Below are 25,638 nucleotides of genomic sequence, written 5' to 3'. Positions count from 1 at the left end.
ATCTGCACCGGATCGCATCCATGCCGTTTAGAAAGAAACCTTCACCATATTTCGACAGAGACCAAAAGGTTACTGAAATTTACATCAAATCACTAGTTCGGCGCTTTTCATTTCGACGCAGCTTCTTTGAGGAATCTACCTGCACATTCAATCGCTTCGCGCGCCTCGGGCAAAACTCTGAACATGGCCTGGAAAACGTGAATTTGTCCTCGATACACCTGGATTTCGACCGATGAGCCGTCGGCTCGAAGATACTTTCCGAGCGTCCGCGAATCATCGATCAGCATTTCTCGACCACCGACTTGAATCAAGGTCGGTGGCATGCCGCAAAGGTCGGCAGTAAGCACGCTAACTCGAGGATCGCTGGGATCTGCCCCAGCTACGTACAACTGGAGCGCCCGTGCCGCCGACCGTGCAGACGCGAAAGGGTCTGAGCGCCGGACTTCGCGTGCTCGCGCTAGTTTGCAGCTGAGGTCCAGCACCGGGGACATCAGGAGCAACGAATCCGGGACTGGCAGCATCTCGTCTCGCGCGCTTAGCGCAGTCGCCATCGAGAGCTGCCCTCCTGCGGAATCTCCAGCCAAAGCCACAGAATCTCGCCCTCCAGATGAACTCGACCGATGCGCAAGCCAGCGGTACGCATTCAATGCGTCGTCAGCTGCGGCCGGGTACGGGTAGCGCGGCGCTAGTCGGTACTTGACGGCGAAGATCGGCCGACCGCTAGCTGAGGCCAGCTCACCGAGAAGTCCGCGATGCGTACCTGGAGAACACATCGAATAGGCGCCGCCGTGAATATAGAGCACAGGCGGTGCGTGAGGATCAACAGCGGACGATGTGACCCATTCCCCGCAAATCCGACTTCCAGCAAACTGGGCATCCACCTGTTCGACTGTCACCCCACGGCGTGGCCACGAGGTGGCAAGTGCCATACGCAGCACTCGATCCAAGACAGCAATCCCATAGGCATTCGGAGGGAGAACTCTGGCCAGCGGGCGAATCGTAATCTGAGACGAGAGAGCGAGCAAGTAGCTCGCGATGCTGGGCCGCCAGTCCGGCGCCTTCATATCCGTCACGACGAGGCCACCGACCCTCGCCTGTCAAATCGGTAACTAGACAATGGAAAGGTTCGGCTACGCAGAGATGTCTCGAGTGTCGTCGACGGGCGGAGCGGCACATCTCCATGTTGGTCGAAATAGTAACTATTTGCCGCCGAACAGGTGGGTTGCCAGAAAACTTGTCGGTGGCGTCGCCGGAGCACATCAGCAAAATACCGATCATTGGCCTCATCAGTGACCTCTATATAATTCGATCCCGACGCGCGGGCATGCCTAAGGCATCGGACAATGTGCCGACTCTGCGCTTCGATTAAGGCGAAATAAGAAGAACCGTTGTAACCATATGGACCAAAGATGTTGAAATGATTCGGAAATCCCGGGACGCTCACGCCCTCAAAAGCCTGGAGGCGGTGCTCGCCCCACCAAGCCGCCTGTTCGAGTCCACCGAGGCCTTTAAGCGTATATGTCGGCATGTTGCCCGGCTCCATCACCTTGAAACCCGTCGCGAGTATTAGAACATCAATCGGATAGGTTTCACCGTTGATCGTGTGAATTGATTGGCCATCTATGTATGAGATTCCATCCGTTTCGAGCGAAACATTGCGTCTATTGTAAGTCGTTAGATATGAATTGTGGAAGCTAGGCCTCTTACATCCGAGAGCATATTTTGGAATAAGACTTTCCCTCGTGCATGGGTCATCTACTTGATTGCGCATATAGCGCTTCGCGAGGTCCTCCATCGCGGTCGACATGGGAAGAATAGTGTGAAAGTGAGCCGCGATTGGAAACGTCAGCTCGACAAATGCTTGACTACCTATGCGCGTGGCAAACTGCACGCCCGGAAAATGGCGTAATGCAGCGCGAGCCCACCTAGGTACCCGAAAATCCGGCTTAGGCAAACAATAGATGGGCGTACGTTGAAACACCGTCAAACTTGCCGCAGTTTTGGCGACTTCAGGAATCAGCTGTACCGCTGAAGCTCCCGTACCGATGACTGCCACTCTCTTGCCCGCGACGTCCTTAGAATGATCCCATCGAGCGGTGTGCAGGGTGACACCAGCAAAGCTTGCAACGCCCGGTATCTCCGGCCATTTCGGGCGACTCAAAACACCTGAACAGTTGATGACGAAACGTGCGGCTAGCTTCTCCCCAGCCGCAGTCAGCAATTGCCATAGATTTACAGACTCATCATAACAAGCTTCAATAATGGTCGTATTGAAGCGAATTTTTTCGGCAAGCCCATACTTCTCTACACACTCGACCGCATAGTCTTTGAGCTCATTTCCGTGTGCATATGTTCGCGACCAATCAGCCCGTTTTTCGTAGGAAAATTGATAGCTATACGACGGAATATCCACCGCGATACCGGGATAAGTGTTCCAATGCCAAGTGCCACCTACACCGCCGGCATCATCTACGATTAAGAAGTCGGAAAATCCCGCCTTTTGCAGGCTGATCGCGGTGCCGATACCCGAGAAGCCCGCTCCCACGATTATTATCTCACTATCGAAGACCTGCATATAAATTCATCGCTTCCTAAGACTGATCTATGGGCATTGTCATCCGACGCTTTTTGAGAAGCGCCGAATGATCGGCTTCTATCCGTCATTGCCAGTGACGATATAGTCATGCATGTCGAATTGAGAGAGTTCTCTTCTGAATTGGGTGGCAAAACCCGGATACATCGTACCGTTGTAGCCGTCCTCGGTTAGGTACCAACTTGTGCATCCTGAATTCCAAGTCGTCCGCTTAAGACGACGTTGGATGTCCGCGTGGTAGGCACTTTGCCGGTCATTTCGAACATCTAGAGTGCGCACACCTTGAGCTTGGAGCACTTTGATCGCCTTGACGATGTAGTCGATGGCCGCTTCCATATAGATAAGAGCTGAATTATGGCCAGGACCGGAATTCGGTCCAAAAGTGAAGAATAGGTTCGGATAGCCGGCGACGTTCACACTTTTATAGGCATACGTTCCCCGAGACCATTCATCGTCTAGCTTTCGCCCGTTTAGACCTCGCACCGGGAAGGGTGTGCCTTGCTTACAGACATCAAATCCGGTTGCAAAAACTATACAGTCGACCTCATGCTCGACACCATCGGCTGTCCGAATACCGTTAGGAGCCAGAGTAGCAATTGGCCAACTAATGAGCTTGCAATTACTAGCTTGCAGGGCTGGGTAGTACTCGCTGGTCATCAGCATCCGTTTGCACCCCGGCCTGAAGTTAGGGGTCAACTGCCGTCGAAGCCAGCTGTCCTTCACCTGCCGACGCAGATTAGATTTCGCCGCTATTTCGATGACTGTCGTTGCAGCCGTATCCCACACCATGCCGACAGCCATGACCTCGTGCGCCCAAAACCATATCTGTCGCCCAGCTTGTTCGAGTGAAGACGAACGACGGAACATGGATCGCAACCAGCCCGGGTGCGTGAAATTCGGCCTTGGTAGAACCCAACCGGGCGTTCGCTGAAAGACCTTGACTGATTTAGCGCATTTTACCAATTCTGGCACAATCTGGACTGCACTCGCACCTGTTCCGACCACGGCAACACGTTTGCCTGAAAAGTCATAGGCGTGATCCCAGCGAGCGCTGTGCATCTTTTTGCCTTCGTATGAATCAATACCCCTGATGTCCGGGAGACTCACATTCGCAAGTGGCCCACTCGCAATGACGATCGACCGACCCACGTATCGCCGGCCATCCCGTGTGTCAGCAACCCAGGTAGCGCTTTCTTCATCGAATTCAATCGAACTCACTTCAGAACTAAATTTGATGAATCGAGTAAGATCATACTTTGCTACGATTCGTTCAATATATTGCAGTATCTCGGCGCTACCCGAGTACGCTTGCGACCAGGAAGGGTTCTGTTCAAAGGAGTAAGAATAGAGCAATGAAGGAATGTCGCAAGCCGCTCCGGGGTAGCTGTTATCCCGCCAGGTTCCTCCGATACTATCGGAACGCTCCAATATAACGAATTCGTCCATGCCCTCCTGAATCAGCCGAACAGCCGTGCCGATACCAGCGAATCCGGCGCCAATTATTAGAGTGGTCTTTACTTCTGTCATTTCGCTACCGGCTCATAAGTCAGCTCGTCAGTCCATGAAGGTGGTCGACCTAGAACTCGAACGGGGAAAACATCGATTGCGTCGCCCAGGCGCTGTGATATGAAATGCAGGGGTTGGGAGCGTTTAATCGAAGACGACATGTGAGCCTTCAGAATGTGATATCCGGGAACCCTCCGAGTGTGTTCACTGCGATCACCGACATTCGCGTAACGTGTTACGGCGTTGTATAGTTTTTCTTCCGACAAGCCCATGGCATTGAGATTCATCAGCATTCGCGTTAGGAGAGGTACATAGAGTAACCCGCCAGCCAGGATTCTTGGATCAATCAGCGCGCCAGCTGTTTGGATTGCGTGGACTCGCATCGGGCTGGCACCCAGATCATTGAGGACCTGAAAACCTACAGCTAGATGCCTCGACTCGTCGCTGTTCACTTTATTGAAAACCTCGGCACAAAGCGGGTCCGCGACCTCGTCCAATAGAAATTTGAGCAAAGCTCCGTCGAGGGCGGTTTCCAGAGCGGGAATCGCGGCACCAATCACCGTTAATGGTAGAGCTTCAGCATATCGATCTAGCCATTCAATCACCAGCCGGATATTTTTGTTCGGAACGGGCTTTTCGTCCTTTTCCAGCATCCCCCACCGCCGCATGAGTGCTAGCTCAACGTTGGCGTGGCGCTGCTCTTCAGCGTGAAAGTACCGGTAAATGTCACCCAGAGCCTCGAACGGAGCTTTTGGTGCCATCGCCGCGAATGCCCGCGCTCCGACATGTTCAATCCACACTACGTCAGCCATGAACTGCTTGAGCTTGGGGCGCTGCTCATCCGTGATGAGCTCAGCACCCGGAGCATCCCAATCGATATCCGCCAGCGCCCATTGCTTACTTTTTATGGTTTCGAGCATATCGCTATATGCGAAAGACATTTCCTTACCCGCTTTCTCTAGACGATCTGTTTCCAGGAAGCCACTTGATCCATCAATCCCAATGCACGTGTGAAAGTGCTCGGTAGTGTTCTTTTAATCTGCCACAGCACTTTTGCATCGATCTGAGGCACGACGTAGATTTGCCCCCGGTCATGTGCGTCGAGTGTTTTGCGTGCGACAGACTCCGGCGATACGCCGGTCCACTTCATCAGCGTGCCCGCGAGTCTGGCAGCAGACTCTTGGATCTGAGGATTATCTACGATGTTGGTTTTCACAAATGTCGGACAAAGCACGGTGACATTGACATCGGTACCAGAAAGTTCGGCTGCTAATGTCTCTGATAGAGCCAAAACGCCCGCTTTACTCACGTTGTAGGCGCCCATACGCGGCGCGGCGCCAAAACTTGCCGCGGACGCAACGTTGATTACACCGCATCGGCGATGCTCGCGCATCCGAGGGACAAAAGTCTCGCAACCGTAGATCACACCCCAAAGGTTCACTGAGATCGCGGCATTCCAGTCGTTTATCGATGTTGCACCGATAACGTTGCCACCCGCGCCGATTCCGGCGTTATTGATCACCAAGCTGGCGGGCTTTCCGAACCAACTCTCACCTGTCTTTGCCAGCTGCTGTACCTGGTCAAGTTCGGTCACATCGCATTCGATGTCGAGGCCTTCGCCGCCTGCCTGGCGCACCAGTTCGGCCGACGCGCGCGCTGTGCTCAGATTTCTGTCAGCACATATCACCCGGCCACCGCGACGCGCGAGCTCTACAGCAAAGGCGCGCCCGATGCCACTGCCCGCCCCCGTCACGACAGCGTCGGCTCCATAACTCCGGCCTGGCGTTCGGCCAAGAAACGACAATCTCATGTGACCTTTCCCTATTTGATTTGGCGGCCGCAGAGAGATTGCGACGCAACTCACTTTTGGTGGCGGCTGCCACCATTGGTGGCGGATGACACCAGTTTGTCGGTCGCTTGTCCCGTTTGTCAAGATGGTGGTGTGCGGTCTCAAAACAAGCGCTGGGGTGGGCGCACAGGCGCGGAACGGCGAGCAGAGCGGCGCCAGAGGTTCATCGAGGCGGCGACTGAAATATGGACCGAGAACGGCTGGGCTGCGGTAACCATGCGCGGCGTGTGCGCAACCGCCGGGCTCAATGACCGATACTTCTACGAAGAGTTCAAGACCCGCGACGATTTGCTCGTGGCAGCGTGGGACGGTGTCCGGAGTGAGGTGCTAGGCGAGCTCTCAACGCTGTTCAACGAGCGAATCGATCGGCCGGCGATGGAGACTATTACCGCGGCGATCGCCATCGTGGTTGACCGGATCGCTTCCGATCCAGGCCAAGCCAGCATTCTTCTCGCCCACCACGTCGGCAGTTCTCCACTTCAGGATCGCCGCGCACTCGCACTGCAAGACGCAACGCAACTCGTCGTGGAGGCAAGCCGACCCCATTTGCTTGATGACGTAGACGAGGCAGCGCTCCGCATGGATACCTTGGTTGCCGTAGGAGGTTTCGTCGAAGTCATCACCGCGTGGCATTCTGGGCTGCTCGATGTGTCGAAGGACGAGGTGATTGTGCATACGAGCCGACTAGCCGAGATTCTCGCGCAGCGTTACCTGGCTGATTGATGCACGGTGATGTAGCTGGTCGACTCGTTCTGCTCCGTCGAACTAGGTAATTCAACGAAGGCGATGTGCGCGACGGGGTCACCAGACACATGGCCTGGGGAACCGTCCGCTTTTGCGATCACACGAATGATGTCGAATACGATCGACCACGAGGTGCCCCACCGAACTCCAGCGGCAATCCACCGACAACACTATGCGTATTCCTACAGGTCGCCAAGGTTGACAATTGGGACCTCACCAATCGATGGGCGAAGCACCGAAGGTGCCCGGTGGACGAGAATCCGACTGCGGCTGGCGCCGATGCCCTGCGCCACCGCAGCCGGGAACCGACCCCGCTCACCAATTGGTCGACCGGGACGAAAGCTCTTGTCTTCGCCTTGATGAGCGTCGGGTTATTCGGTCTCCACCCATAGTCGGCGAATCGGCTGTTCGAGCCTAAGTGCGCGGACCTGTTCATCGTCCCAGTCCAATCAGCGGTTGTCCCTCGGGACTCTAGAGCGCCGCAGCTGCCAGAAGAACGACGAGGCGATCGCATCGATGGTTTCAACTCATACCGATTACGGCTGTCTGTGATCGGGTGCGGAAGGCACGAACGCGGCCTGCCGCAAACAGGTTCACTGCACTTCCTGTTGATGAGCCCCGTTGTCTGCACGGCGAACGAGTTCCGCGAATAGTTCGCCGAATCCCTTGATGTCCCCATGCGCAGCGAAGTGCCCTACTTCCACTGCTATGAAGACCGCTTCAGCAGTGAAGCGCATAACGCCGTCAGCACCAATTCCGGCGCCGGTGACGTGGATGGCACGGCCATTGCGTTCAGTAATACGCGCGGCGATCCTATGGGCATCATGCAGCGGAACCGGCTGCAAGTACTCGACGGTCAGCCTGCGTGTGACAGCCGGCGTTCCGGCGATCCACAACGTGAAGCCAAACAAGTCATCGCACGCGGCGGCGATGGCCCCGCCGTGGGCGAGACCTGGCGCGCCGACGTGCCGTTCATCGAATGTGACGTCCGCGTACACCTCCTCCCCTCGACGGAAGACCGAAAGGTGCAGTCCATGCGGATTGTCTGGCCCACAGCCCATACACGTCGGAGTGTGCGACGGTAACCGCTGCACGTCCGGTGGATTCGAAATGCTCACAAAGACCTCTTCTCGTCACTGGTGGTAAGTACCACGATCGCTGGCGCTCGAATGCGGGCCGGCTGCTCTGCTCGCTATCCCGAAGACGGGCAAGGGCACCGCACCGATGACGCCGAATGGGATTCCCTTGTCGCACAACCGGGCACGAAAACTCCTCGTTACTTCCAGCGGAGACTCATCGACGCGTCTGTCGAACGCGAACGCCCGCCTCGCGACCTGCGAATCCTCACTAAGCCGGAAGCAACATGCTGTATTCAGCGTAGCCAGCAGCGTAATCCACCAGTACTCACGAGAGTGCCGGAACGCTGGCTACCTGACAGTCAATGTTCACATTCCGAGCAGCACAATCCGTACAGTTAGTTTCCCTACGCTACATTGAGTAGCATAGGGAATGCAATCGCTTTTCAACCGGGGCACCGACACAAAACCGCATCGAGTTACGGCTCAGATTCGCCGCGCACGTCTGCACCGCGGTGTGTGACCGCATGGTCGCGATCGCGTCCGGGAACCCAATGAGCCCGCCGCAGCGCACGGTCAACACATCCTTGACCCTGCGGTTGGCCAAAGCGGCGGATACCGACACCTAGAAAAACGAAGCGCCTTCGTTCGGCTGAACCCAGATCACCCGAACGCGCTTGATCCCGGTCATATCGACGGCCACAGCGATGTGGCGCGGCGTTGGTGGCGTGCGGCCGCCGTCTTTGACCTTCACGATCATCGCGTCGAGCTAGATCACCGGATACGACGATTCCGGCGGTCGGCGCTGCCATGCCAGGACCCCATCGGAGACCTCTTCGACGATACTGGGGATCGTCTCTCGCGATGCCTGCGTCCCGATCGCCGAGCCAAATCCGAAATCGGATGTCCCGCAAATTGATTCCGCACCGCATATAGAGAGATGGCCATGCCATCGAGCCTGCCTTAACCACGCTGGCCGATGGGTACCAGCATCGGGGGCAACGAACCGCTGCGGTCTCGCGGCACGTCCAAGAGTACCGGGCTGGCGTGGTGAGCACCGTCTTGAGTGGCCGCCGTTACAGCCCCTTGATCAGCTCGCCGTTCTCGTCCCCAAGGTGAGCAGGGAGTTCGGCGCCAGCCCACGTTGAAGGACGAGCTTGATCAACCTCGGCAGCAGCCCGCCATCACCGGTCACCGCCATCGATCAGCGCCGGCAGTTCATGCACTGCCCCGAAGCACGAAGCGCGTCGGCCATCTCGACTGCAGGGCTGGCGGCAATCAGCGCCGCATCCATTGCCCTTTTATGTCGTCACGTCCTGCGATCCTTCCGTTAAGAGGATTTACACAGTCCATCTGATGCGCCCACGGACCGCCCGCCATGCCGAGCGGGCTACTTCTTCGACTCAAGTACGCGCCACACGCCCGACTCGTGGACGATGCGCGCCAACGACGCCGTGAACGAGACCCGTTCGAGGCGACCCTCGGGACAGAAGTGTCACCATCAAGACCACCGGAACTGTCATAAATGAGATGTGATCGGTCCTATGGTGAGGTGCCATCACTTGCGGGTCGAAATGCCGGGGGTGCGGGCAGAACTGCGCGACAAGGAGATTGGCGCTCGGCACTTCCCACCGCCGCGAACATCCAACGCGTAGGCTCCCAGTGTGCACGTCGACGTGATGACCGTTCCGCAGCCTTTGACTCAGATGGGCGCACTTGCCCAGCGCACGCAGGCCGCCGGTTTCTCCGGCCTCCTGCTGACCGAGACCGGCCGGACCGCCTATCTGAGCGCAGCGGTTGCATCCCAGGCTGCGCCCGGGCTCGAACTGTCCACCGGTGTCGCAGTAGCTTTCCCGCGAAGTCCCTTCATCACCGCGGCATCAGCGTGGGAACTGCAGGAAGCCACAGGAGGCAAATTCCGCCTCGGGATCGGCACCCAGGTACGCACGCACGTGGTGCGTCGCTACGGCATGCCCTTCGAACAGCCTGGACCACGGCTGCGCGACTACGTACGCGCCGTGAAAGCGTGCTTCACCGCGTTCCGGACCGGCAAGCTCGACCATCACGGCGACTTCTACGACCTGGACTTCATCACCCCACAATGGAGCCCCGGCCCCATCGACGCCCCCGATCCCAAAGTCGATATCGCGGCGGTGAATCCGTGGATGCTGCGCATGGCCGGCGAGGTGGCCGACGGCGTGCACATCCACCCACTCGGCGAGCCGGGCTACATCGCCCGCCACGTACTGCCCAATGTCGCCGCCGGTGCCGAGAAGGCGGGTCGCTCCCCCGCTGACATCGACACGATCATCCCGGCGATGACGATTGTCGGCGACACCGACGAAGAACGCCACAACGAGCGTGAATTCGTGCGGGCCAGCATGAGCTTCTACGGCAGCACCCCGAACTACGCCTTCATCTGGGACGAGGCCGGTTTCGAGGGCACCACCGCGCGCCTGCGGGAGAAGCAGAAAGCCGGCGACATGGCAGGCATGATGGCGCAGATCACCGACGACCACATCGCCGCGTTCGCCACTGAATCCACCTGGGATGAGCTGGCGGACAAGCTCGTTGCCAAATATGACGGCGTCGCCACCCGCATCGTGCTCTACAACGCCCTCGGCGGGTCAGACCGCTTCGAACGGTACGGCGAGATCGCGCGGCGGTTGTCGGCGGCCTTGCCCCAGTTTGACTGACATCAAAACAAACTCACGATCGCGCCCGGGGACTTCGTTTCCGCAATGCGATGCCTCTATGCATTCTCGAGATCGGCCGCATAGGTCATTACGACTACACGCGCTGCCGCTTGAGTCAAGAAATCCTGTAGCTTTTGAACATCGGGTTAAGGGCGCACCGGAACAGTGCCATGGCCAGCCGCCTAGCGCTCAGAGCTATCGATTGTCTGACAGCGAGGGCCATGTGCTCCCGCTGCTCGCCAAGTTCGCATTGTTATCTGTAAGAGGAAGCCGATTTGGCGCCAATCGCACTGGTAGCCACGATGGTGACATGTGGTGGAGGGTCGGTGGCCGGTCGTTCCGTCGTACACATGTAACTCGCGTCTGCCCGATTGTGCGGACCTTCAATGCCAGCGGTACAAGAGAATTGGCGAGTCATGACCTTTGAATCGAAGTACGGTCCGTGGGCACTTGTAGCCGGTGCCTCTGACGGTGTCGGAGCGGCTTTCGCTGAGGCGTTGGCTGAGCGTGGGCTCAATGTGGTGTTGGTGGCCCGGCGGCAGTCGGCGTTGGATGAAGTGGCTCGCGGCATCGCGGATCGGACTGGGGTGCAGACGCGCACGCTGGTCGTCGACCTCTCTGCGCCCGAAGCCTCCCGTGCAATCGCGGATGCGACCCATGATCTGCAGATCGGTTTCCTCGCGTACTGCGCTGGCGCCGATCCCACCTTCAGACCGTTTCTGGAGACACCGATCGAAGTGTCAGAGTCATTGGTGCAACGTAATTGCGTGACCTTGATGCAGCTGTGTCATCAGTTCGCGCCGCGTATGGTCGAACGAGGTACGGGCGGCATTGTCATCTTCGGCTCCGGTGCCGGCCTGGTGGGTGGTCCGAATATGGTGGCATATGGTCCGAGCAAGGCATTCGACATGATTCTGGCTGAAGCGTTGTGGAGTGAGTTGAATCCCAAGGGAATTGATGTCATTGGCCTGATTCTGGGCAAGACGGATACGCCGGCGCTTCGCCAACTCGAATTCGAACGCGGCCAGCTTGCTTCACTCACTGCGATCCCCAACGGGGCCGACACCGTCGACAGTGTGGTCGCCGAGGCCTTTGCGAATCTCACCGACGGTCCGACGGTGTTTGTCGGGGACCAAATGCGTACTGCTGTCACGATGTTGGGGCAAGTAAGCCGTAATGATGCGGTTCGGTCGATGGCGATGGCGAGCGCCGCGTCGATGGGTGATGCCCTATCGACCGCCATATAGCGAGCGCCTATTCGTCGTCGCCGTCATCGTCCACACCCAACAGGTCCCCGAGGGTATTGAAAGCTGAAACCCGTTCTACAGGAATGGTGATCGGACCACCTTCGAACAGTTCGTTGTAGCCGTCAGCGGTGACCGTATAGGTGGCTGTCACATCGTCGAGATCGTCGGTACGAGCAATGAGGACGATGTCGTCGGCACTGCTCGTCCATGTTTTCCTGGGCCGCAACGTATCCAGGGTGATCGTCACTTCAAGGTCACCATCGTCGTTGTGGTCGTAAGTAACCGGATAGTTCTTGAGGCGCCTCGGGATATACGGCGGTGCGACGCCGCCCCACGTCGGGGCCATCCAGTGGCGGTCCTGCATCTTGTCGAGTTCGAAGGCGTCGGCAGCCCGCCAGTCGACACCGCGTGCTCCGGTGAATGTCAGCACGATCTCGACGTTGTTGAGGAACGAGGTTTCGACGTTTTCGATGGTGAACTTCAGACCCGAGCACGCCGCACCAGCCAAATGGCCCCGCGACCACTTCCAGTCGGCCTCGATCGTTTCCCGGTACGCCTGGACGCTCTCGTCGATTTCGATTTCGCTCAACACTTTTGGCGGTTCAGGTTCGGCGATCCCGAGGCTTTGATAGAGCCCGGCTGGGTTGAACCTGTCGAGTATGGACGGGGTTCGTGACTTCGATTGCTTAGCCGTTTCGGAACGTTCTCGGACCTGGTTCTCGTGCACGTCCACGAGCAGGTCGACCACCGCATCCTCGCCGAAGAACGTGACGGCGGTGCCGGCGACCGCCGCGTTGACGATCATGGGCGATCGACCTGGAGCGATCTTGAGGTACTGCTGACGTACGGATGCCATTTTCGGCCGGTCCAAGATGGTGGCCAGCCGTTCCAAGTGGTACCGCTCGATGGCGATGTCGCCACCGAGCTCACCCAGGTCTCGACGTTCGGCAAGCCGCAGTTCTTGGTTAGTGACGAAGGCGATTCCGACCGGATTGTGCTTGCGGGCAACGTCGATGTCGTCTTCCAGCTTGCCCTTGATGGTGTTGAAATCCTGTTGTCCCCGAGGGAAATACACCGCCCAGGTCCATTTGTTGCCGTCGCGGGTGCACTCGCCGTCGCGGCCGCCGTCCTTGCCGCCCAGCGGGTGGGAGGGGTCGATGTCCTTGGACTGATCCGGTGGTGCTCCGCAACCCGTTAGCACGGCGGTGGCCATACCTGTGGGACTTCATGAAGATGTAGAAATCGCTCCATTGCCGGACGGGCCGCCCTACTGTGCTGCGCCAGCAGTTCGATGTGTATTCCATCAAACCGAAACAGCGCAAAACTTACGTTTGAAACAATTGATTCCGTTTCTCGGAGAGTGTGCTCAAATCCGGAATTGATGCGCTACTGTGATCCGCGTGACAGGCGAGGTGCGCGCGACCATGGCGGAACGCCAGCGTGCGAAACGGGCTGAGTTGGTGCGGGAGGAAGTCATTGACGCCGCGTTGGCTGAGTTTGCTGTGCGCGGGTATCACCAGACTTCGATCAGCCATATCGCCAAACGGCTGGGCGCTGGTCATTCGATGTTCTACCGCTATTTCGCCAATAAGCGCGACATCATCGACCAGGCCGTGCGCCGCGTCAACGGCCGTTTGCTGTCAGCGATCGGGGAGGTGTTGCCCGGCAGCCTCGCCACCATCACGGAGTTTCGCGAGTACGTGATGGCGGTCGGGATGGCTTATACCGATGTGCTTGCCGAAGAACCGCGGCTGTTGCAGTTGATCGTCATGGAGGCCGCGGGCGTCGACCAGCAGATGACCGAGCAGTTCCACCACATGTTCGACGGCGGTGTGCGGTCGTTGTCGGCCATGCTCCGCGACGGCATCGCTCGCGGTTACATCCGTTCTGACATCGATGTCCACGGCACCGCGGAATCGATCGTGGCGATTCCGTTCGGGATCGCGCTGCGTCATGGGCAGAAGCCCGACCGCGACAGACTGGTCGCGCAGACGCGGGCAACCACCGACCTGGTGTGCCGTGGCATCGCCGCCGAATGGCAGGCGTCCGACTCGAGTGAGCAGACGCGATGACGGACGACGCACAGGCCGGCGGAGCGGCCAACCGCGCTGCCATCGGCGAAGCCATCGACTGGGTCCGGCGGTACCTGCAGAACCATCCGATCGCGTCGCTGAGCACCGCCGGCGGCCAGATCGTGCTCGGGCTGCGGACTCTGGAGTACCTGTTCTTCGACATCATCAAGGGCCGGTTCCAGGTGCGCGAGTTCCTGGATCAGGCCGCTTTCATGGCCGGAACCGCCTTCACCCCAACGGTTCTGGTGACCATCCCGATCAGTGTGACGTTGTCGATCCAGTTTGCCTTGCTCGCCGGCCAGGTGGGCGCCTCGTCGCTGTCGGGTGCGGCGACCGGTCTGGTGGTCATCCGGCAGGGCGCCCCGCTGGTCGCGTCGCTGCTGCTCGCGACGGCGGTCGGCTCGGCCGTCTGCGCCGACCTCGGGTCGCGCACCATGCGCGAGGAGATCTCCGCGATGGAGGTCATGGGGGTGTCCCCGATCCAGCGCCTCGTCGTGCCGAGGCTGGTCGCTCTGGTCCTCATCGGTGTGTTGCTGACCGGTGTCACCAGCTTCGTCGGCTACCTGGCGAGCTACATGTTCAACGTCTACCTGCAGAACGGCACCCCGGGCTCGTTCATCGCGACGTTCTCGTCGTTCTCGACGGTTGGCGACCTGGCGCTGGCCATGGTCAAAGCGGTCGTCTTCGGTGTCATCGTGGCGGTGATCAGTTGCCATAAGGGCCTGGATACGCGCGGTGGTCCGGCGGGTGTGGCCAACTCCGTCAACGCCGCCGTGGTGGAGTCGGTGTTGCTGATGATGATCGTCAACGTCGTCATGAGCCAGCTGTACGTCGTCATCTTCCCGAAGACGTCGATCTGATATGGCCGCCCCATCAACATTCACCCCGACACCGCTGCGGCCGATCACGGCCGTCGGCAACGGGCTGCTCAAGGCGGCCGGGCGTACCGGCCACATGGTCGAGTTCTTCGGCAGGGTCTTGTTGGCCATGCCCACGATGTGGCTGCGTTACCGCAAGGAGTTTCTGCGGCTGCTGTCCGACATCACCTGGGGTAACGGCTCGATCGTGGTCGGTGGTGGCACGCTGAATGTCGCCGGCGTGCTTGGTGTCACGGCCGGGGCGCTGGTCGCGGTCGAGGGCTACAACGCGTTGAACCTGCTGGGCCTGGGGCCGGCCACCGGGTTGGTCTCCTCGTTCGCGACGACGCGAGAGCTGGCGCCGGCAATGATCGCGATGGCCTTCATCGCGCAGGCCGGGTGCCGGTTCACCGCACAGCTGGGCGCCATGCGGATCAACGACGAGATCGACGCGCTGGACACCCTGGGTATCAATTCGGTGGCCTACCTGGTCGCGACGCGCGTCATGGCCTCGATCATCGCGGTGGTTCCGCTGTTCCTCGCGTCCCTGGCGCTGGCGTATCTGTCGTGCCAGTTGGTCAGCGTGATCGCCGGCCAGTCGACCGGCACGTATCTGCATTACTTCGGTCTGTTCCTGGAGGGCCGGGACGTCTTGTTCGCGACGATCAAAGCTGTGGTGTTCGTGTTCATCTCGTCGACCATCCAGTGCTACTACGGCTACTTCGCCTCCGGCGGCCCGGCGGGTGTGGGTGTGGCGGCCGGGCGGGCGATGCGCGGCAGCGTCACCGTCGTGATGATCGTCAACATGCTGCTCACCATGGCGCTGTGGGGCGTCATCAGCGGTGCAAGGTTCGGTGGCTGATGGCTAACTCGTTCGACCACGACCCGCGGGGCTCGACCGACCGCAAGCTGGGTGTCATCGGCCTGTGCTTCGCGGTGGTGGCCTCGATCGCCGCGGTCCTCATGGTGGTGAAATCGCAAGGCAAGTTGGACGATTTCGTCCGGGTGGACCTGAAGCTCATCAACATCGGCGACGGCCTGCCGGAGCGCTCCGACGTGAAGTTCCGCGGCGTGATCGTCGGCATGGTGTCGAGCGTGACGCCCTCGCAGCACGGTTCACCGAACGTGGTGCACGTCAACATCCAGCCGCAGTTCGCTTCGCAGATTCCCGACACCGTGACCGCACGAGTGGTGCCGGCCAACCTGTTCGCCGTATCGGCTGTTCAGTTGGTGCAGAACGGTAATGGCGCGCGGCCCATCCGCACCGGTGACGTCGTTCTCGAAGACCAGACCTTGCCCACTGTGCTGTTCCAGAACGTGTTGGCCAAGCTGCGGCAGCTGCTCAAAGCCGTTGGGCAGGCGCCGGATTCGAACAATGTCGGTGTCTTCGCGGCACTGTCGGAGGCCACCCGCGGTCGGGGGCAGAAGCTCACCGACGCCGGCGGCGACCTCAACAGGGTTATGCAGCAACTGAATTCGGTGGTTGCTTCCGACGATTCCGGGCCGACGACGTTGTCGGCGCTGAAGTCGGCCGCCGACAGTCTGCGTACGGTGTCGCCGGATCTGTTCGCCGCGCTGGACAGCTCGGTACAGCCGATGCGCACCTTCGCCGAGAAGCGTTCCCAGCTCACGAATTTCCTGACCGGTGGGCTGCACACGACCGGAACCCTTGCTGATGCGTTCGAGCACCAGACCGACCGGATGATCGAAGTCAGCACCGGGCTGACTCCAGGGCTGGGTGTGCTGGCTGATCACGCCGGCGAATTCCATGGCATCTCAACGCGATTGCAGGCCTTGGCCAACAAGGTTTACGACGAGGCCTACAACCCGGAGACCCACCTGCTGACTCTCGGTACGGTGATTTCGATCAACCCGTCGCGCCAGTACACCCGGGCAGACTGCCCACGCTACGGAGCCATAGAGGGGCCCAGTTGCCGCACCGCACCGGAAACCCCGACCGCGCCCGATCTGAAGCCGGGCCTGGCCTCGATGGGCATGGGAGTCCCACCGTGGGTGACCGAGAACCGCCCCAACTTCGCGCCGCCCCGATTCTCTGTGCCGGTGGTACCGGACTTCCCCGGCCCGCCGGACCGCAACGCGCCGCCGGCACCACAGGGTGCACCGGCGCCTGCAGCGCCGGACCCCGGCCCGGCACCCGCGCCACCTGCAGCCCCACCGTTAGCGGCAGAGGCGGGCGGGCCGGACGGTGCGCCCGCGCCTGCGCCTGCGCCAGTACAGCAGCAGTCCGCACCGCTGTACGGCGGCACCGTCGGTCCGGTCGGTAGTCAGATGGAGAAGAACCAGCTCAGCCAAATCGTCGGCGGCCCAGCCACTTCCGCTACCGAATTGCTGCTGGGCCCCGTCGCCCGCGGCAGCAGCGTCCAGATCACTCCTGAGCCCGGCCCCGCCGATGGCGGGCAGGCAGACAAGGGCCGGCCATGAGAATCAAGCGCAGCACCATCATTGGCCTGGCACTGTTCATGGTCTTCTCGGTTGCCGTCACCTGGATGGTTTTTGCCACCTTACAACGCAACATCGCTGGTCCAACCTCCAGCTATTCGGCCATTTTCAGCGACGTGTCGGGGCTGGCCGAAGGCGATGATGTCCGGGTCGCCGGAGTACGGGTAGGTCGGGTCGACAAGATCGAACTGACACCCGACAACAAGGCCAAGGTCGACTTCCAAGTGCGCAGCAACCAAACGCTCTACGCCAGCACGCTGGCCTCGGTGACGTACCAGAACATCATCGGGCAGCGGTACCTCGGGCTGAGCCAAGGCGATGGCGAGCGCCGCAAAATGCCTGCAGGAGCGCAGATTCCGGAACAGCGGACCAACCCGTCGTTCGATATCTCCTACATGCTCAACGGTTTTGAGCCACTGTTCACCGAGCTCGATCCGCAGCAGGTGGACAACTTGACCAACGCCATCATCGAGGCGTTCCAGGGCAATCAGGGATCGCTGTTGACCTTGACGACCCAGGCTTCGTCGCTGACGCAGACCCTGGCGGGACCGGATGCGGCGCTCGGCGACCTGATCGCCAACCTGGACAAGCTGATGGCGACGCTAGCCACGCAGAGCAAGAACCTGGAAACCATGCTGCACCAGACGTCGGTGTCGTTGTCCTCCTTGAACAGTCGGCGCGACGAACTCGTCGCATCGGTCGGGGCGATCACCGCGAACGTGACGCGGCTGTCGGCACTGGTCGATGCGATCACCCCGGATGTACAGCAATTCATCGACCGCGATCCGGGCTTGCTCAAATACGGTGTGGGCGAGGGCAAGCCCCGCCTGGCTTTCGCGCTGGCCAATGTTCCGTTGCTGCTCAAGGGCCTTGCCCGGATGACGCAGGACGGGAGCTATGGCAACATATATGCCTGCGACCTCGACTTCGGTCTATGGCGCGGCCTGCTCAACTGGTTCCGGATGTTCGTGATCCGGGCGACACCGGGTAATGGCAACGAGGTCTGGCATTCGGCGGTGTGCCAATGAGCGAGCTGTTCGGAAAGCTGCGTCCTGAGATCGTGGGTCAGCGGAAGCGCGTGCTGGAGGACTACAACAAGTTCTGGCTCGGCGCGATCGGCCTGGCGGTCATCGTCGTGATGATCGCAGCCGTCGTGCTGGTCAGTGTTCTGGACGTCGACAAGAAGCAGTACACCGCCGAATTCGCCCAGGCGGCCGCGATCAAGTCGGGCAATCCGGTCACCATCGCGGGGATTCCGGTCGGCGAGGTGCAGGACGTGCAGCTGGCCGGCGATCACGTGGTGGTGACGTTCAAGGCCGACAAGAACGTACGGTTGGGCACTGAGACTCACGCGGCCATCAAGCTGACCACCATCCTTGGTTCTCGCTATCTGGAGATCACTCCCGCCGGGTCCGGCCAATTATCCGGCAACACAATCAAATTGAGTCATACCGACGTGCCTTACGACCTGCAGAAGACCTTGGCGGGTGCGACCGAGACACTAGGTCCGCTGGACGCCGATCGGATCGCTGAATCGGTACGGGTGATGAGCGGCAGCCTGCAGGGAGTGCCCGACGAGTTGCCGCAGGCCTTGACCAATCTGAATTCCCTTGCCGGGGTTATTCAGTCCCGGCGCGACCAGCTCGGCACGTTGATCACCAACGCCGATACCATCGCGGCGCTGTTGCACCGGCAGAAGGCCGACCTTGGTGCGTTGGTGTTGCAGGGCAACCAGATTCTCGGCGAGATCGCTACGCGGCGGGCGGCGATGCAGCGTTTGTTCGACGGGGTGACGCTGCTCGCCGACCGGGCGCACACGATCTTGGCCGACGAGCCGCAACTCGACGCGCTGATCAACAGCTTGCATGAATTCGCCAAGATGCTCGCCGAGCACGACGCGCTCGTGCGCAGCATCCTGCAGATTGCGCCGGTGGCAGCGCGCAACATCGCCAACGCGACCGGTAGCGGTAATGCTACGGACCTGACTCTGCCGGCGGGTTTGATGGTCGATTCGTGGGTCTGTGCGATCAGTGGTCGGGCCCGGCAGTTCAACATCGTCGAGTACTTCAAGGACTGCAAATGAGTAAGCGCGCCTTGATGATCGGCCTGGTTGCAGTTGCCACCGCGGTCGTCGCAGTGGTTGCCGCGGTAGTTGCGGTGCCGCACTTCTGGCACCGCAACATCACCGTCCGGGCACACTTCCAGGACGCCGTCGGGCTGTACCCCGGTAACGCGGTGTCGGTGCTCGGCATGCCCGTGGGCAAAGTCGATACCGTGGAGAACAAGGGCGGCTACGTCGAGGTCACCATGGACATCGACCGAAAAGTCCCGGTCCCCAGTGACGTCGTCGCGGCCACCGTCTCCGCCTCGATCCTCACCGACCGGCACATCGAACTGACGCCGCCGTACACCAGCGGACCCAAGCTGCGCGACGGTGACCTGATCGCATTGGGGAACACCAAGACCCCGGTTGAATTCGACAAGACACTGACCATGATGGACAAGCTGGGCACCGCGCTGCGCGGTGACGCCAATGGCGGTGGGCCGCTGGGCGATCTGGTCAATCTGGGCTCGCAGATCTCCTCCGGCAACAGTGAGCAGATCAAGTCGACTCTGACCAAGTTGTCCGAGGCGCTCAAGGTCGGCCCCGATGGCGGTGCCAAGACTGAGAAGAACTTGCAGGAGATCGTCCGGAGCGTCTCCGACCTGACCCAGTCCGCCGCCGAAAATGACAGTGCGATCCGCAAATTCGGCGGCGACCTGCACCAGTTGAGCGACATTCTGGCCGACCAGAACCTCGGTTCTGGCCGGACCGGCGCCAAGGCCAACGAAATCCTCCATGAGGTCAGCGGCCTGCTCGATCGGCACCGGGACCAACTGAAGGGTTCGTTCGGCGATCTCAACACTGTGGTCAGGTCGCTGTCGGACAACAAGCGCGAACTCGAAGAGACCATCGATGTCCTTCCGCTGGCGGTGGACAATGTTTACAACGTACTTGATCCGGTCGGAGGCAGCGCACGCGTACACCTTCCCACTGACAAGCTGCTGGCCAACAACTCGTTGAACAAGGAAATCTGCAACCTGATGGGGCTCAAGCAACTGGGTTGTGCAACAGGAACATTGCAGGACTACAACAGCGACTTCGGGCTGTCCACCATGCTGGATCTGATGGCCAATGGCATCGGCCCGTCCGGTCAAGGCGAGCCGCCCAAACCCGGGGCGGTGCCGGCTCAGCCGGCACCCGCAGTACCTGCCCAGGGAGGGCCGACCCGATGAGCCTGACTTTCGTACGGCGCAGCACACGGTGCGCCGGAGTACTCAGCGGTGTGTTGCTGATGACCAGTTGCGCCGCGGGACTGGACAGTGTCCCGTTGCCGTCGCCGGGGTCAGGCGGGCCCGTATACACGCTCAACGCGGTGTTCACCGACGCGCTGAACCTGCCGGCGAAGGCGAAAGTGCGTTTGTACGGCGCGGATATCGGCGAAGTCACCTCGATCGAAGCCGAGGACTTCACCGCAAAGGTGTCCATGCGGATCCGCAAAGACGTGCCGCTCCCGGTTGGCAGCACAGCTGAATTGCGTTCTGCCACACCGCTGGGCGACGTGTTCCTGCAGATTCGTCCGCCGTCGCGCAATGATGACGGTGGCCCATTGCTGCGCAATGGTGACACCATCGGACTGGGCTCCACGTCGGCTGCGCCGACGGTCGAGGAACTGCTCAACTCGTTGGCCATGCTGGTCAACGGTGGCGCCATCCGCGCATTGACCACCGATGTCAACGGGGCCGGCCGGGCAGTAGGTGGGCGTGGCGAGAAGTTGGCCGGGCTGATTTCGGAGACCAACCAATTTCTGTCCAAGATGACCGCGCGTACCGACCAATTGGACGCCACGCTGCGCGCAACGTCGAACATGGCCGCCGAGGTGGCGGGCCACCAGAACAGTATCGACACCGCGTTGACGGCCGGTGCGCCGGCGCTGTCGGTGATCTCCGACAACACCACGCGGATCATGGATGTGGTTGACAACGTCGCCCGGATCACCCGGCAGCTGGCCAAGTTCCCGTCGATGAAGGGCACCGACACCCGCAGCGTGGCCGCTGACGTCAACAACCTATCGCGGGTGTTCAACGAGATCGTGATGGACCCCAACTTGTCGTTGAACTCGTTCAACCGGCTGCAGTCCATTCTCATCAAGGCCACCGATTCCACCGCACTGCACGCAGATATGCTCCTTTCCAAGATCGCCATCGGCGCCCTACCGGACAAGAACTACGCAGGCGACCCCGGTATCCACGGCCCGGACGGCACCGACTGGCATCTGCTGATCGGCAGCCTGCGCTACGAGTGGAACATGCTGCTCGGCCGAGTCAACGGACCGGACCGCCCATGATCACCGCGCTGAATTCCGTACTGGCCGTGGCCATCCGGATCATCAAGGCGGTGGCCAGCCGCAAGGTGGTGCTGGCTCTGTTCGGTCTGCTGCTCACCGCAGTGATCGCCTTCGGCTACATCGCCATCGACGGCCTGCGGTTCAACCCGTTTCACCGGACCATTGCGATGCGGATCATATTGCCCGAATCCGGTGGGCTGCTGGCCAATCAGGACGTGACCCTGCGGGGCATCCCGATCGGCCGGGTCGAGGCGGTCAACCTCACCGATCACGGGGTGGAGGCGGTCGCCACTGTCGACAAGTCAGTCCGCATCCCGGCCGATAGCCCGGTGCGGGTGTCGGGCCTGTCGGCGGCAGGGGAGCAGTATCTGGACTTCCGGCCCGACAACGCCAATGGTCCGTATTTGAAGGATGGCGCCGTCATTTCGGGCAAGCAGGCGAGCATTCCGTTGACCCTGCCGCACATCATCGATCACAGCCGCGGCGCTCTGGCACAGCTTGACGCCGACAAGCTCGGCAAGATGTTCAACGAATTGCACGTCACCAAGGACGGACCCCGCAAACTGTCGGCCATCCTCGACGGCGCCAGCCTACTGGCCAACACGGTGGATTCGGTGCTGCCGGAGACCACGAGCATGATCCGCACCACGCGGGTGGTGTTCGGCACCATCGCTGACGTGCGTCCGGGTTTGGCGGCCACCACGAACAACCTGACCAAAGTGCTGGGTGGCGTGAACAAGATGGACGGTGGCTTCCGCACCCTGGTGGATCGGGGCGAGCCGCAACTGGCGACGCTGGACAATCTGATCAGCGACAACCGGCAGAACGTCGTGCAGATCCTGGGCAACCTGACCACGGTGTCGCAGATCATCTATCAGCGCATCCCGGCGCTGCAGTATCTGTGGCGCCCGGACCGCGATTCGTTCATCGACCGGTTCGGCACCGTCGTGCATGACGGCGCTATCTGGGCCCTTGGTGACATCTATCCGAAGTACCGGTGCGACTACAACCTGCCCCGGCATTCACCGTCGGACGCCAGCTTCCCTGAGCCGTACAAATACACCTACTGCGAGAACCAGGACCCCTCGCTGCTGGTCCGCGGCGCTCGCAACGCCCCGCGTCCGCCGGGCGACGACACTGCCGGCCCGCCACCGGGATACGACCCGCACGCGGTGACCGACAAGACGCCGCACTATCCGGGCTACACCATCGACACCCCGTACGGTGGACCGTCGTTGCCGATACCGATGCCGAACTGACAAGCCACGAGATACGCATGAGTAAACGAACCAGCAGTACCGATGTCTTCGACCAATTGCGTGATGCAGAGACCGAGGCAGCTGAGTTGACCGAGTCGTCGGTCGATTCAGAGGACGTTGATGCCACCGACGCCGTTGCCACGGATGAACTTGTTGCACCCGCGCCCAAGCGGCGGGTTGGCCTGGCTGCCATGGTCTGCGGGTTGCTCTTCGCGCTGTTGGTGTCAGCGTTGGGTTATCTGGGCTGGCGCCAGTACGAGCAACACCAGGTCTCGATCGCAACCGCTGCCGCGTTGCAGGCGGCCAAGGACTACGCGGTGGTGCTGACCACGTTGGACGCCAAGAACATTGACGACAATTATCGCAAGTCACTCGATGGTGCCACCGGTGAGTTCAAGGATGCCTACAGCCAGGGTGCCACTCAGTTGCGCCAGGTGCTGATCGACAACAAGGTCTCGGGGACGGGCATTGTCGTTGCGGCAGCGGTGAAATCGGCGACGGCGAACCAGGTCGAGGTGCTGATGTTCGTCGACCAGTCGATCACCAACGCGTCCAACCCCAGCCCGCGGATCGACCGCAACCGGATAGACATGACCATGGAGAAGGTCGGCCGCCGGTGGCTGGCCAGCAAGGTCGAAATCCTATGACGGCCAAGCAATCTGACGTCGCCGAAGCTGAGGTCGAGGCCGAAACCGCTGACGTGGTCAGCGCAGAGTCCGTGATCCCCAAGACCACCAAAGTCTATACAGTTCGCCGCACGGTCTGCTGGGCAGTGGGCGTGTTGGTTCTCGCGCTGGGTGTAGCCGCCGGCACGACGGGATGGCTGCTGTTTGCTCAGCACCAGCGCGATGCCGAGGCTGCGCAGGCACTCGATGCGGCGCGTGCTTATGCGGTCACCCTGACCACCACCGACCAGAAGGTCATCGACAAGAACTTTGCCGACATCATCGACGGCGCGACCGGCGAGTTCAAGGACGCCTACAGCAAGGCTGCGGCGTCGATGCGAAAGATGTTGATCGACAGCAAGGTCAACACCACCGGCACTGTCAACGATGCGGCGGTCAAGGCGGTGCACGGCGACGACGTCGACGTGCTGTTGTCGGTGAAGCAGGTGGTCACAAGTTCCGGGGAGCCGGACCCGCGGACCGACTACGTCAGCGTCTCGATGACGATGCGCAAGGTTGGCGATCGATGGCTGGCCACCGAGGTGTTGCTGGCCGGAGCGGACGGTAAGCGTGGCAAATAGAGCCTGGGCGGTGGTCGGCGCAGCGGTCACCGCGATCGCTTTGACCGGTACGCCGACCGCCCACGCATCGATCGACGGATTCTGCAGTCAACTTGGCGCGGTCTGGGACGGTGGCGCGTGCACCGCAGTGGTCAAATCCCAGCGCGAAGCGGAAATGCTGCTGTCGCTGCGGGTTCCGGCAGAGTTCATCGACAACCCGACGGCCGGCCCGGTGCTGCGTGACTACTACACCCGCCTGTTCAACGGGTGGCGGAACACCGGCAACACCACGCCGCGCGACAGCAGCGCCAAGGCCGATTACGAGATCATTCCCGGTCCCGGTGGGGTGCAGTCGGTTGTGGTGCACGAGATGTTCGAGCCGTTCGGCATCCAGCCCAACAATGCCTTCCGATCCTTCGTGTTCGACATGAGCTCGGGGCGGCGGTTGTATCTGCCGGATTTGTTCCGGCCGGGAATCGATGGATACCAAGCAGTTTCGGCCGCCGCCGCACCGGTCCTGCCGCCGATACTCGACGCGGTACCTCCGCCGCACGCACCGGGCACCTACCCGTTCACCGTGCCGGAATTCCAGCCGGACAGCGCCGGCCCCGGGTACTCCGGCAGTTACCGGGCCTTCGCGCTCACCGGTGACTCCCTGCGGATCTACATGCCGGACCAGCCGATGGTGCGCGAAGACCCGACCCCACCGGGGCAACGCGTCTGGTCCATGGACGGCGGCACCGTCGTCGCAAACATCCCACTGGCAGCACTCGCTGGCAAGCTCAAGCCACAGTACGGCGGTTGACGAGTTGGGATCGACGACGACGCTGCTGCTGCTGCTGCTTCGCTCAGAAAGCAACGATCGAACCGCTATACGGCCAATTGGATACCGCTGGGCAACCACGTCCCTGTTACGCACCGGCCCGGCTTTGGTGCGCCCCGCGGTGAGCGCACCACCTGGGGGTGGGCGCGGCCGGCGTTGACTTACGTAGTTGCGACCGGTTCTCGGGGTGCTTGTGCTGCTGCGCTCCCTCTAGCGCCACTTCAACCATTCCACCCAGCTACTTGCGGCGACCTTCGAACGCCTACTACCGCAAGTCATTCCACCCGAACCGACCAGCGGAACACCGCGTGAGCGCCTCATCGAACTGCTCTCCCGGCGAGCTGACCTTCTCGCCGAAGCGCCGGTGCACGTCACCACCCTTGCCTGAGCGGCCCTGGGCCCCACCGAAACTCCCAGGTTCGTAGCAGAGGGCACGCATCCCCCACTGCCCACACCCTGCGCGCCCGCGTCGTCGAGCAATACCGGCAACCCTTCGACAACATCCTGCAAAGCCCCGACGCCCGCCCGTAACTCGGCGACCTCGACGTCGAACTCGCCGTATGCGTGGGCTTGACCCCAGTTGGTGGACACAGGATCAGGCGGCTTGTGCCGTCTGATTGATCCGGTTTTCGCATTCCACCGGGGTGATCATGCCGATCGCGGAATGGCGTCGGCGGCGGTTGTAGACCCGTTCGATCCAGTTACCGACGGCGAGCTTAGCGGCCGCTTTGGTCGGCCACAAGTACCGGTCATAGAACTCGACTTTCAATGTAGCCCAAAAAGATTCAGCCGCGGCGTTGTCCCAACACACCCCGGTCCTCCCTACTGAACGAGCGAGATCGT

The 25,638-nt window shown here is 60.8% G+C and carries 24 protein-coding genes and 1 pseudogene; 16 read left to right on the top strand and 9 right to left on the bottom strand.

Annotated features, from left to right (window positions below):
- Positions 1–107: 107 nt before the first annotated feature.
- From VXD91_RS03825 to VXD91_RS03805, 5 genes are all read right to left on the bottom strand, one after another.
- Positions 108–1,073: an alpha/beta hydrolase gene (locus tag VXD91_RS03825; RefSeq protein ID WP_226519103.1), complete on the bottom strand. Its 966-nt coding sequence runs from the start codon at positions 1,071–1,073 to the stop codon at positions 108–110.
- Positions 1,070–2,575, bottom strand: a complete 1,506-nt coding sequence (locus tag VXD91_RS03820; protein ID WP_346414673.1) for an NAD(P)/FAD-dependent oxidoreductase — start codon at positions 2,573–2,575, stop codon at positions 1,070–1,072. The genes VXD91_RS03825 and VXD91_RS03820 overlap by 4 nt, the downstream gene beginning before the upstream one ends.
- Positions 2,576–2,653: 78 nt before the next feature.
- Positions 2,654–4,120, bottom strand: a complete 1,467-nt coding sequence (locus VXD91_RS03815) for an NAD(P)/FAD-dependent oxidoreductase (protein WP_226519105.1) — start codon at positions 4,118–4,120, stop codon at positions 2,654–2,656.
- Positions 4,117–5,040 (bottom strand): ferritin-like domain-containing protein, encoded by a 924-nt coding sequence (locus VXD91_RS03810; protein ID WP_226519106.1) that lies wholly within the window; start codon positions 5,038–5,040, stop codon positions 4,117–4,119. Before VXD91_RS03810 ends, VXD91_RS03815 begins: the two co-directional genes overlap by 4 nt.
- Positions 5,041–5,057: 17 nt before the next feature.
- Positions 5,058–5,909 (bottom strand): SDR family NAD(P)-dependent oxidoreductase, encoded by an 852-nt coding sequence (locus VXD91_RS03805; RefSeq protein ID WP_226519107.1) that lies wholly within the window; start codon positions 5,907–5,909, stop codon positions 5,058–5,060.
- A gap of 132 nt (positions 5,910–6,041) precedes the next feature.
- On the opposite strand from VXD91_RS03805, the gene VXD91_RS03800 reads away from it, so the two are divergent.
- A complete protein-coding gene (locus VXD91_RS03800; RefSeq protein WP_226522215.1) occupies positions 6,042–6,671 on the top strand; it encodes a TetR/AcrR family transcriptional regulator in 630 nt (209 codons plus the stop codon).
- A 614-nt stretch (positions 6,672–7,285) separates the two neighbouring features.
- On the opposite strand, the gene VXD91_RS03795 is transcribed toward VXD91_RS03800, so the two are convergent.
- The gene (locus VXD91_RS03795) at positions 7,286–7,753 is read right to left on the bottom strand and encodes a PaaI family thioesterase (protein WP_060999849.1); all 468 of its coding nucleotides are present in this window, start codon (positions 7,751–7,753) and stop codon (positions 7,286–7,288) included.
- 640 nt (positions 7,754–8,393) lie between these two features.
- Positions 8,394–8,528: a hypothetical protein gene (locus tag VXD91_RS03790; RefSeq protein ID WP_268952833.1), complete on the bottom strand. Its 135-nt coding sequence runs from the start codon at positions 8,526–8,528 to the stop codon at positions 8,394–8,396.
- A gap of 904 nt (positions 8,529–9,432) precedes the next feature.
- Between VXD91_RS03790 and VXD91_RS03785 the strand changes: the two genes are divergently transcribed.
- Entirely contained in the window at positions 9,433–10,464 is a 1,032-nt protein-coding gene (locus VXD91_RS03785; protein WP_293021503.1) for a TIGR03617 family F420-dependent LLM class oxidoreductase, read from the top strand.
- Positions 10,465–10,880: 416 nt separating this feature from the next.
- Positions 10,881–11,711: an SDR family NAD(P)-dependent oxidoreductase gene (locus VXD91_RS03780; protein ID WP_293021501.1), complete on the top strand. Its 831-nt coding sequence runs from the start codon at positions 10,881–10,883 to the stop codon at positions 11,709–11,711.
- A gap of 7 nt (positions 11,712–11,718) precedes the next feature.
- Here the strand turns inward: VXD91_RS03780 and VXD91_RS03775 are convergent, their stop codons facing one another.
- Positions 11,719–12,924: a hypothetical protein gene (locus VXD91_RS03775; protein ID WP_293021499.1), complete on the bottom strand. Its 1,206-nt coding sequence runs from the start codon at positions 12,922–12,924 to the stop codon at positions 11,719–11,721.
- Between the two features lie 211 nt (positions 12,925–13,135).
- Between VXD91_RS03775 and VXD91_RS03770 the strand changes: the two genes are divergently transcribed.
- From VXD91_RS03770 to VXD91_RS03710, 13 genes and pseudogenes are all read left to right on the top strand, one after another.
- Positions 13,136–13,783, top strand: a complete 648-nt coding sequence (locus tag VXD91_RS03770; protein ID WP_346414674.1) for a TetR/AcrR family transcriptional regulator — start codon at positions 13,136–13,138, stop codon at positions 13,781–13,783.
- Positions 13,780–14,643 carry an ABC transporter permease gene (locus tag VXD91_RS03765; protein ID WP_293021495.1) on the top strand — a complete coding sequence of 288 codons (864 nt, stop codon included), beginning with the start codon at positions 13,780–13,782 and terminating at the stop codon, positions 14,641–14,643. The genes VXD91_RS03770 and VXD91_RS03765 overlap by 4 nt, the downstream gene beginning before the upstream one ends.
- A 94-nt stretch (positions 14,644–14,737) precedes the next feature.
- Complete coding sequence (locus VXD91_RS03760) at positions 14,738–15,502, top strand: ABC transporter permease (RefSeq protein WP_293021522.1); 765 nt, start codon at positions 14,738–14,740, stop codon at positions 15,500–15,502.
- On the top strand, positions 15,502–17,082 hold the full coding sequence (locus tag VXD91_RS03755) for an MCE family protein (protein ID WP_346414672.1): 1,581 nt from the start codon (positions 15,502–15,504) through the stop codon (positions 17,080–17,082). The genes VXD91_RS03760 and VXD91_RS03755 overlap by 1 nt, the downstream gene beginning before the upstream one ends.
- Positions 17,079–18,128, top strand: a complete 1,050-nt coding sequence (locus VXD91_RS03750; RefSeq protein WP_293021491.1) for an MlaD family protein — start codon at positions 17,079–17,081, stop codon at positions 18,126–18,128. The genes VXD91_RS03755 and VXD91_RS03750 overlap by 4 nt, the downstream gene beginning before the upstream one ends.
- Positions 18,125–19,183 (top strand): MCE family protein, encoded by a 1,059-nt coding sequence (locus VXD91_RS03745; protein ID WP_293021489.1) that lies wholly within the window; start codon positions 18,125–18,127, stop codon positions 19,181–19,183. Before VXD91_RS03750 ends, VXD91_RS03745 begins: the two co-directional genes overlap by 4 nt.
- Positions 19,180–20,376 (top strand): MCE family protein, encoded by a 1,197-nt coding sequence (locus VXD91_RS03740; RefSeq protein ID WP_293021487.1) that lies wholly within the window; start codon positions 19,180–19,182, stop codon positions 20,374–20,376. The genes VXD91_RS03745 and VXD91_RS03740 overlap by 4 nt, the downstream gene beginning before the upstream one ends.
- A complete protein-coding gene (locus VXD91_RS03735) occupies positions 20,373–21,488 on the top strand; it encodes an MCE family protein (RefSeq protein ID WP_293021485.1) in 1,116 nt (371 codons plus the stop codon). The genes VXD91_RS03740 and VXD91_RS03735 overlap by 4 nt, the downstream gene beginning before the upstream one ends.
- A complete protein-coding gene (locus VXD91_RS03730; RefSeq protein WP_293021483.1) occupies positions 21,485–22,747 on the top strand; it encodes an MlaD family protein in 1,263 nt (420 codons plus the stop codon). Before VXD91_RS03735 ends, VXD91_RS03730 begins: the two co-directional genes overlap by 4 nt.
- A gap of 17 nt (positions 22,748–22,764) precedes the next feature.
- On the top strand, positions 22,765–23,394 hold the full coding sequence (locus tag VXD91_RS03725; RefSeq protein ID WP_293021481.1) for an Mce protein: 630 nt from the start codon (positions 22,765–22,767) through the stop codon (positions 23,392–23,394).
- Positions 23,364–23,993 (top strand): Mce protein, encoded by a 630-nt coding sequence (locus VXD91_RS03720; RefSeq protein WP_346414671.1) that lies wholly within the window; start codon positions 23,364–23,366, stop codon positions 23,991–23,993. Before VXD91_RS03725 ends, VXD91_RS03720 begins: the two co-directional genes overlap by 31 nt.
- Positions 23,983–24,777, top strand: a complete 795-nt coding sequence (locus VXD91_RS03715; protein ID WP_293021477.1) for a hypothetical protein — start codon at positions 23,983–23,985, stop codon at positions 24,775–24,777. The genes VXD91_RS03720 and VXD91_RS03715 overlap by 11 nt, the downstream gene beginning before the upstream one ends.
- Positions 24,778–25,000: 223 nt before the next feature.
- A pseudogene (locus VXD91_RS03710) lies at positions 25,001–25,323 on the top strand (TetR family transcriptional regulator); the annotation flags it as partial.
- A 67-nt stretch (positions 25,324–25,390) separates the two neighbouring features.
- On the opposite strand, the gene VXD91_RS03705 reads toward VXD91_RS03710, so the two are convergent.
- A partial coding sequence (locus VXD91_RS03705) for an integrase core domain-containing protein (RefSeq protein ID WP_346414635.1) occupies positions 25,391–25,638 on the bottom strand: 248 nt, incomplete at its 5' end.

Source organism: Mycobacterium sp. SM3041 (assembly GCF_039668335.1).
Taxonomy (GTDB): Bacteria; Actinomycetota; Actinomycetes; order Mycobacteriales; family Mycobacteriaceae; genus Mycobacterium.
The sequence above is the reverse complement of the archived record's forward strand: the minus strand, read 5'-3'. Positions and strand labels throughout refer to the sequence as shown.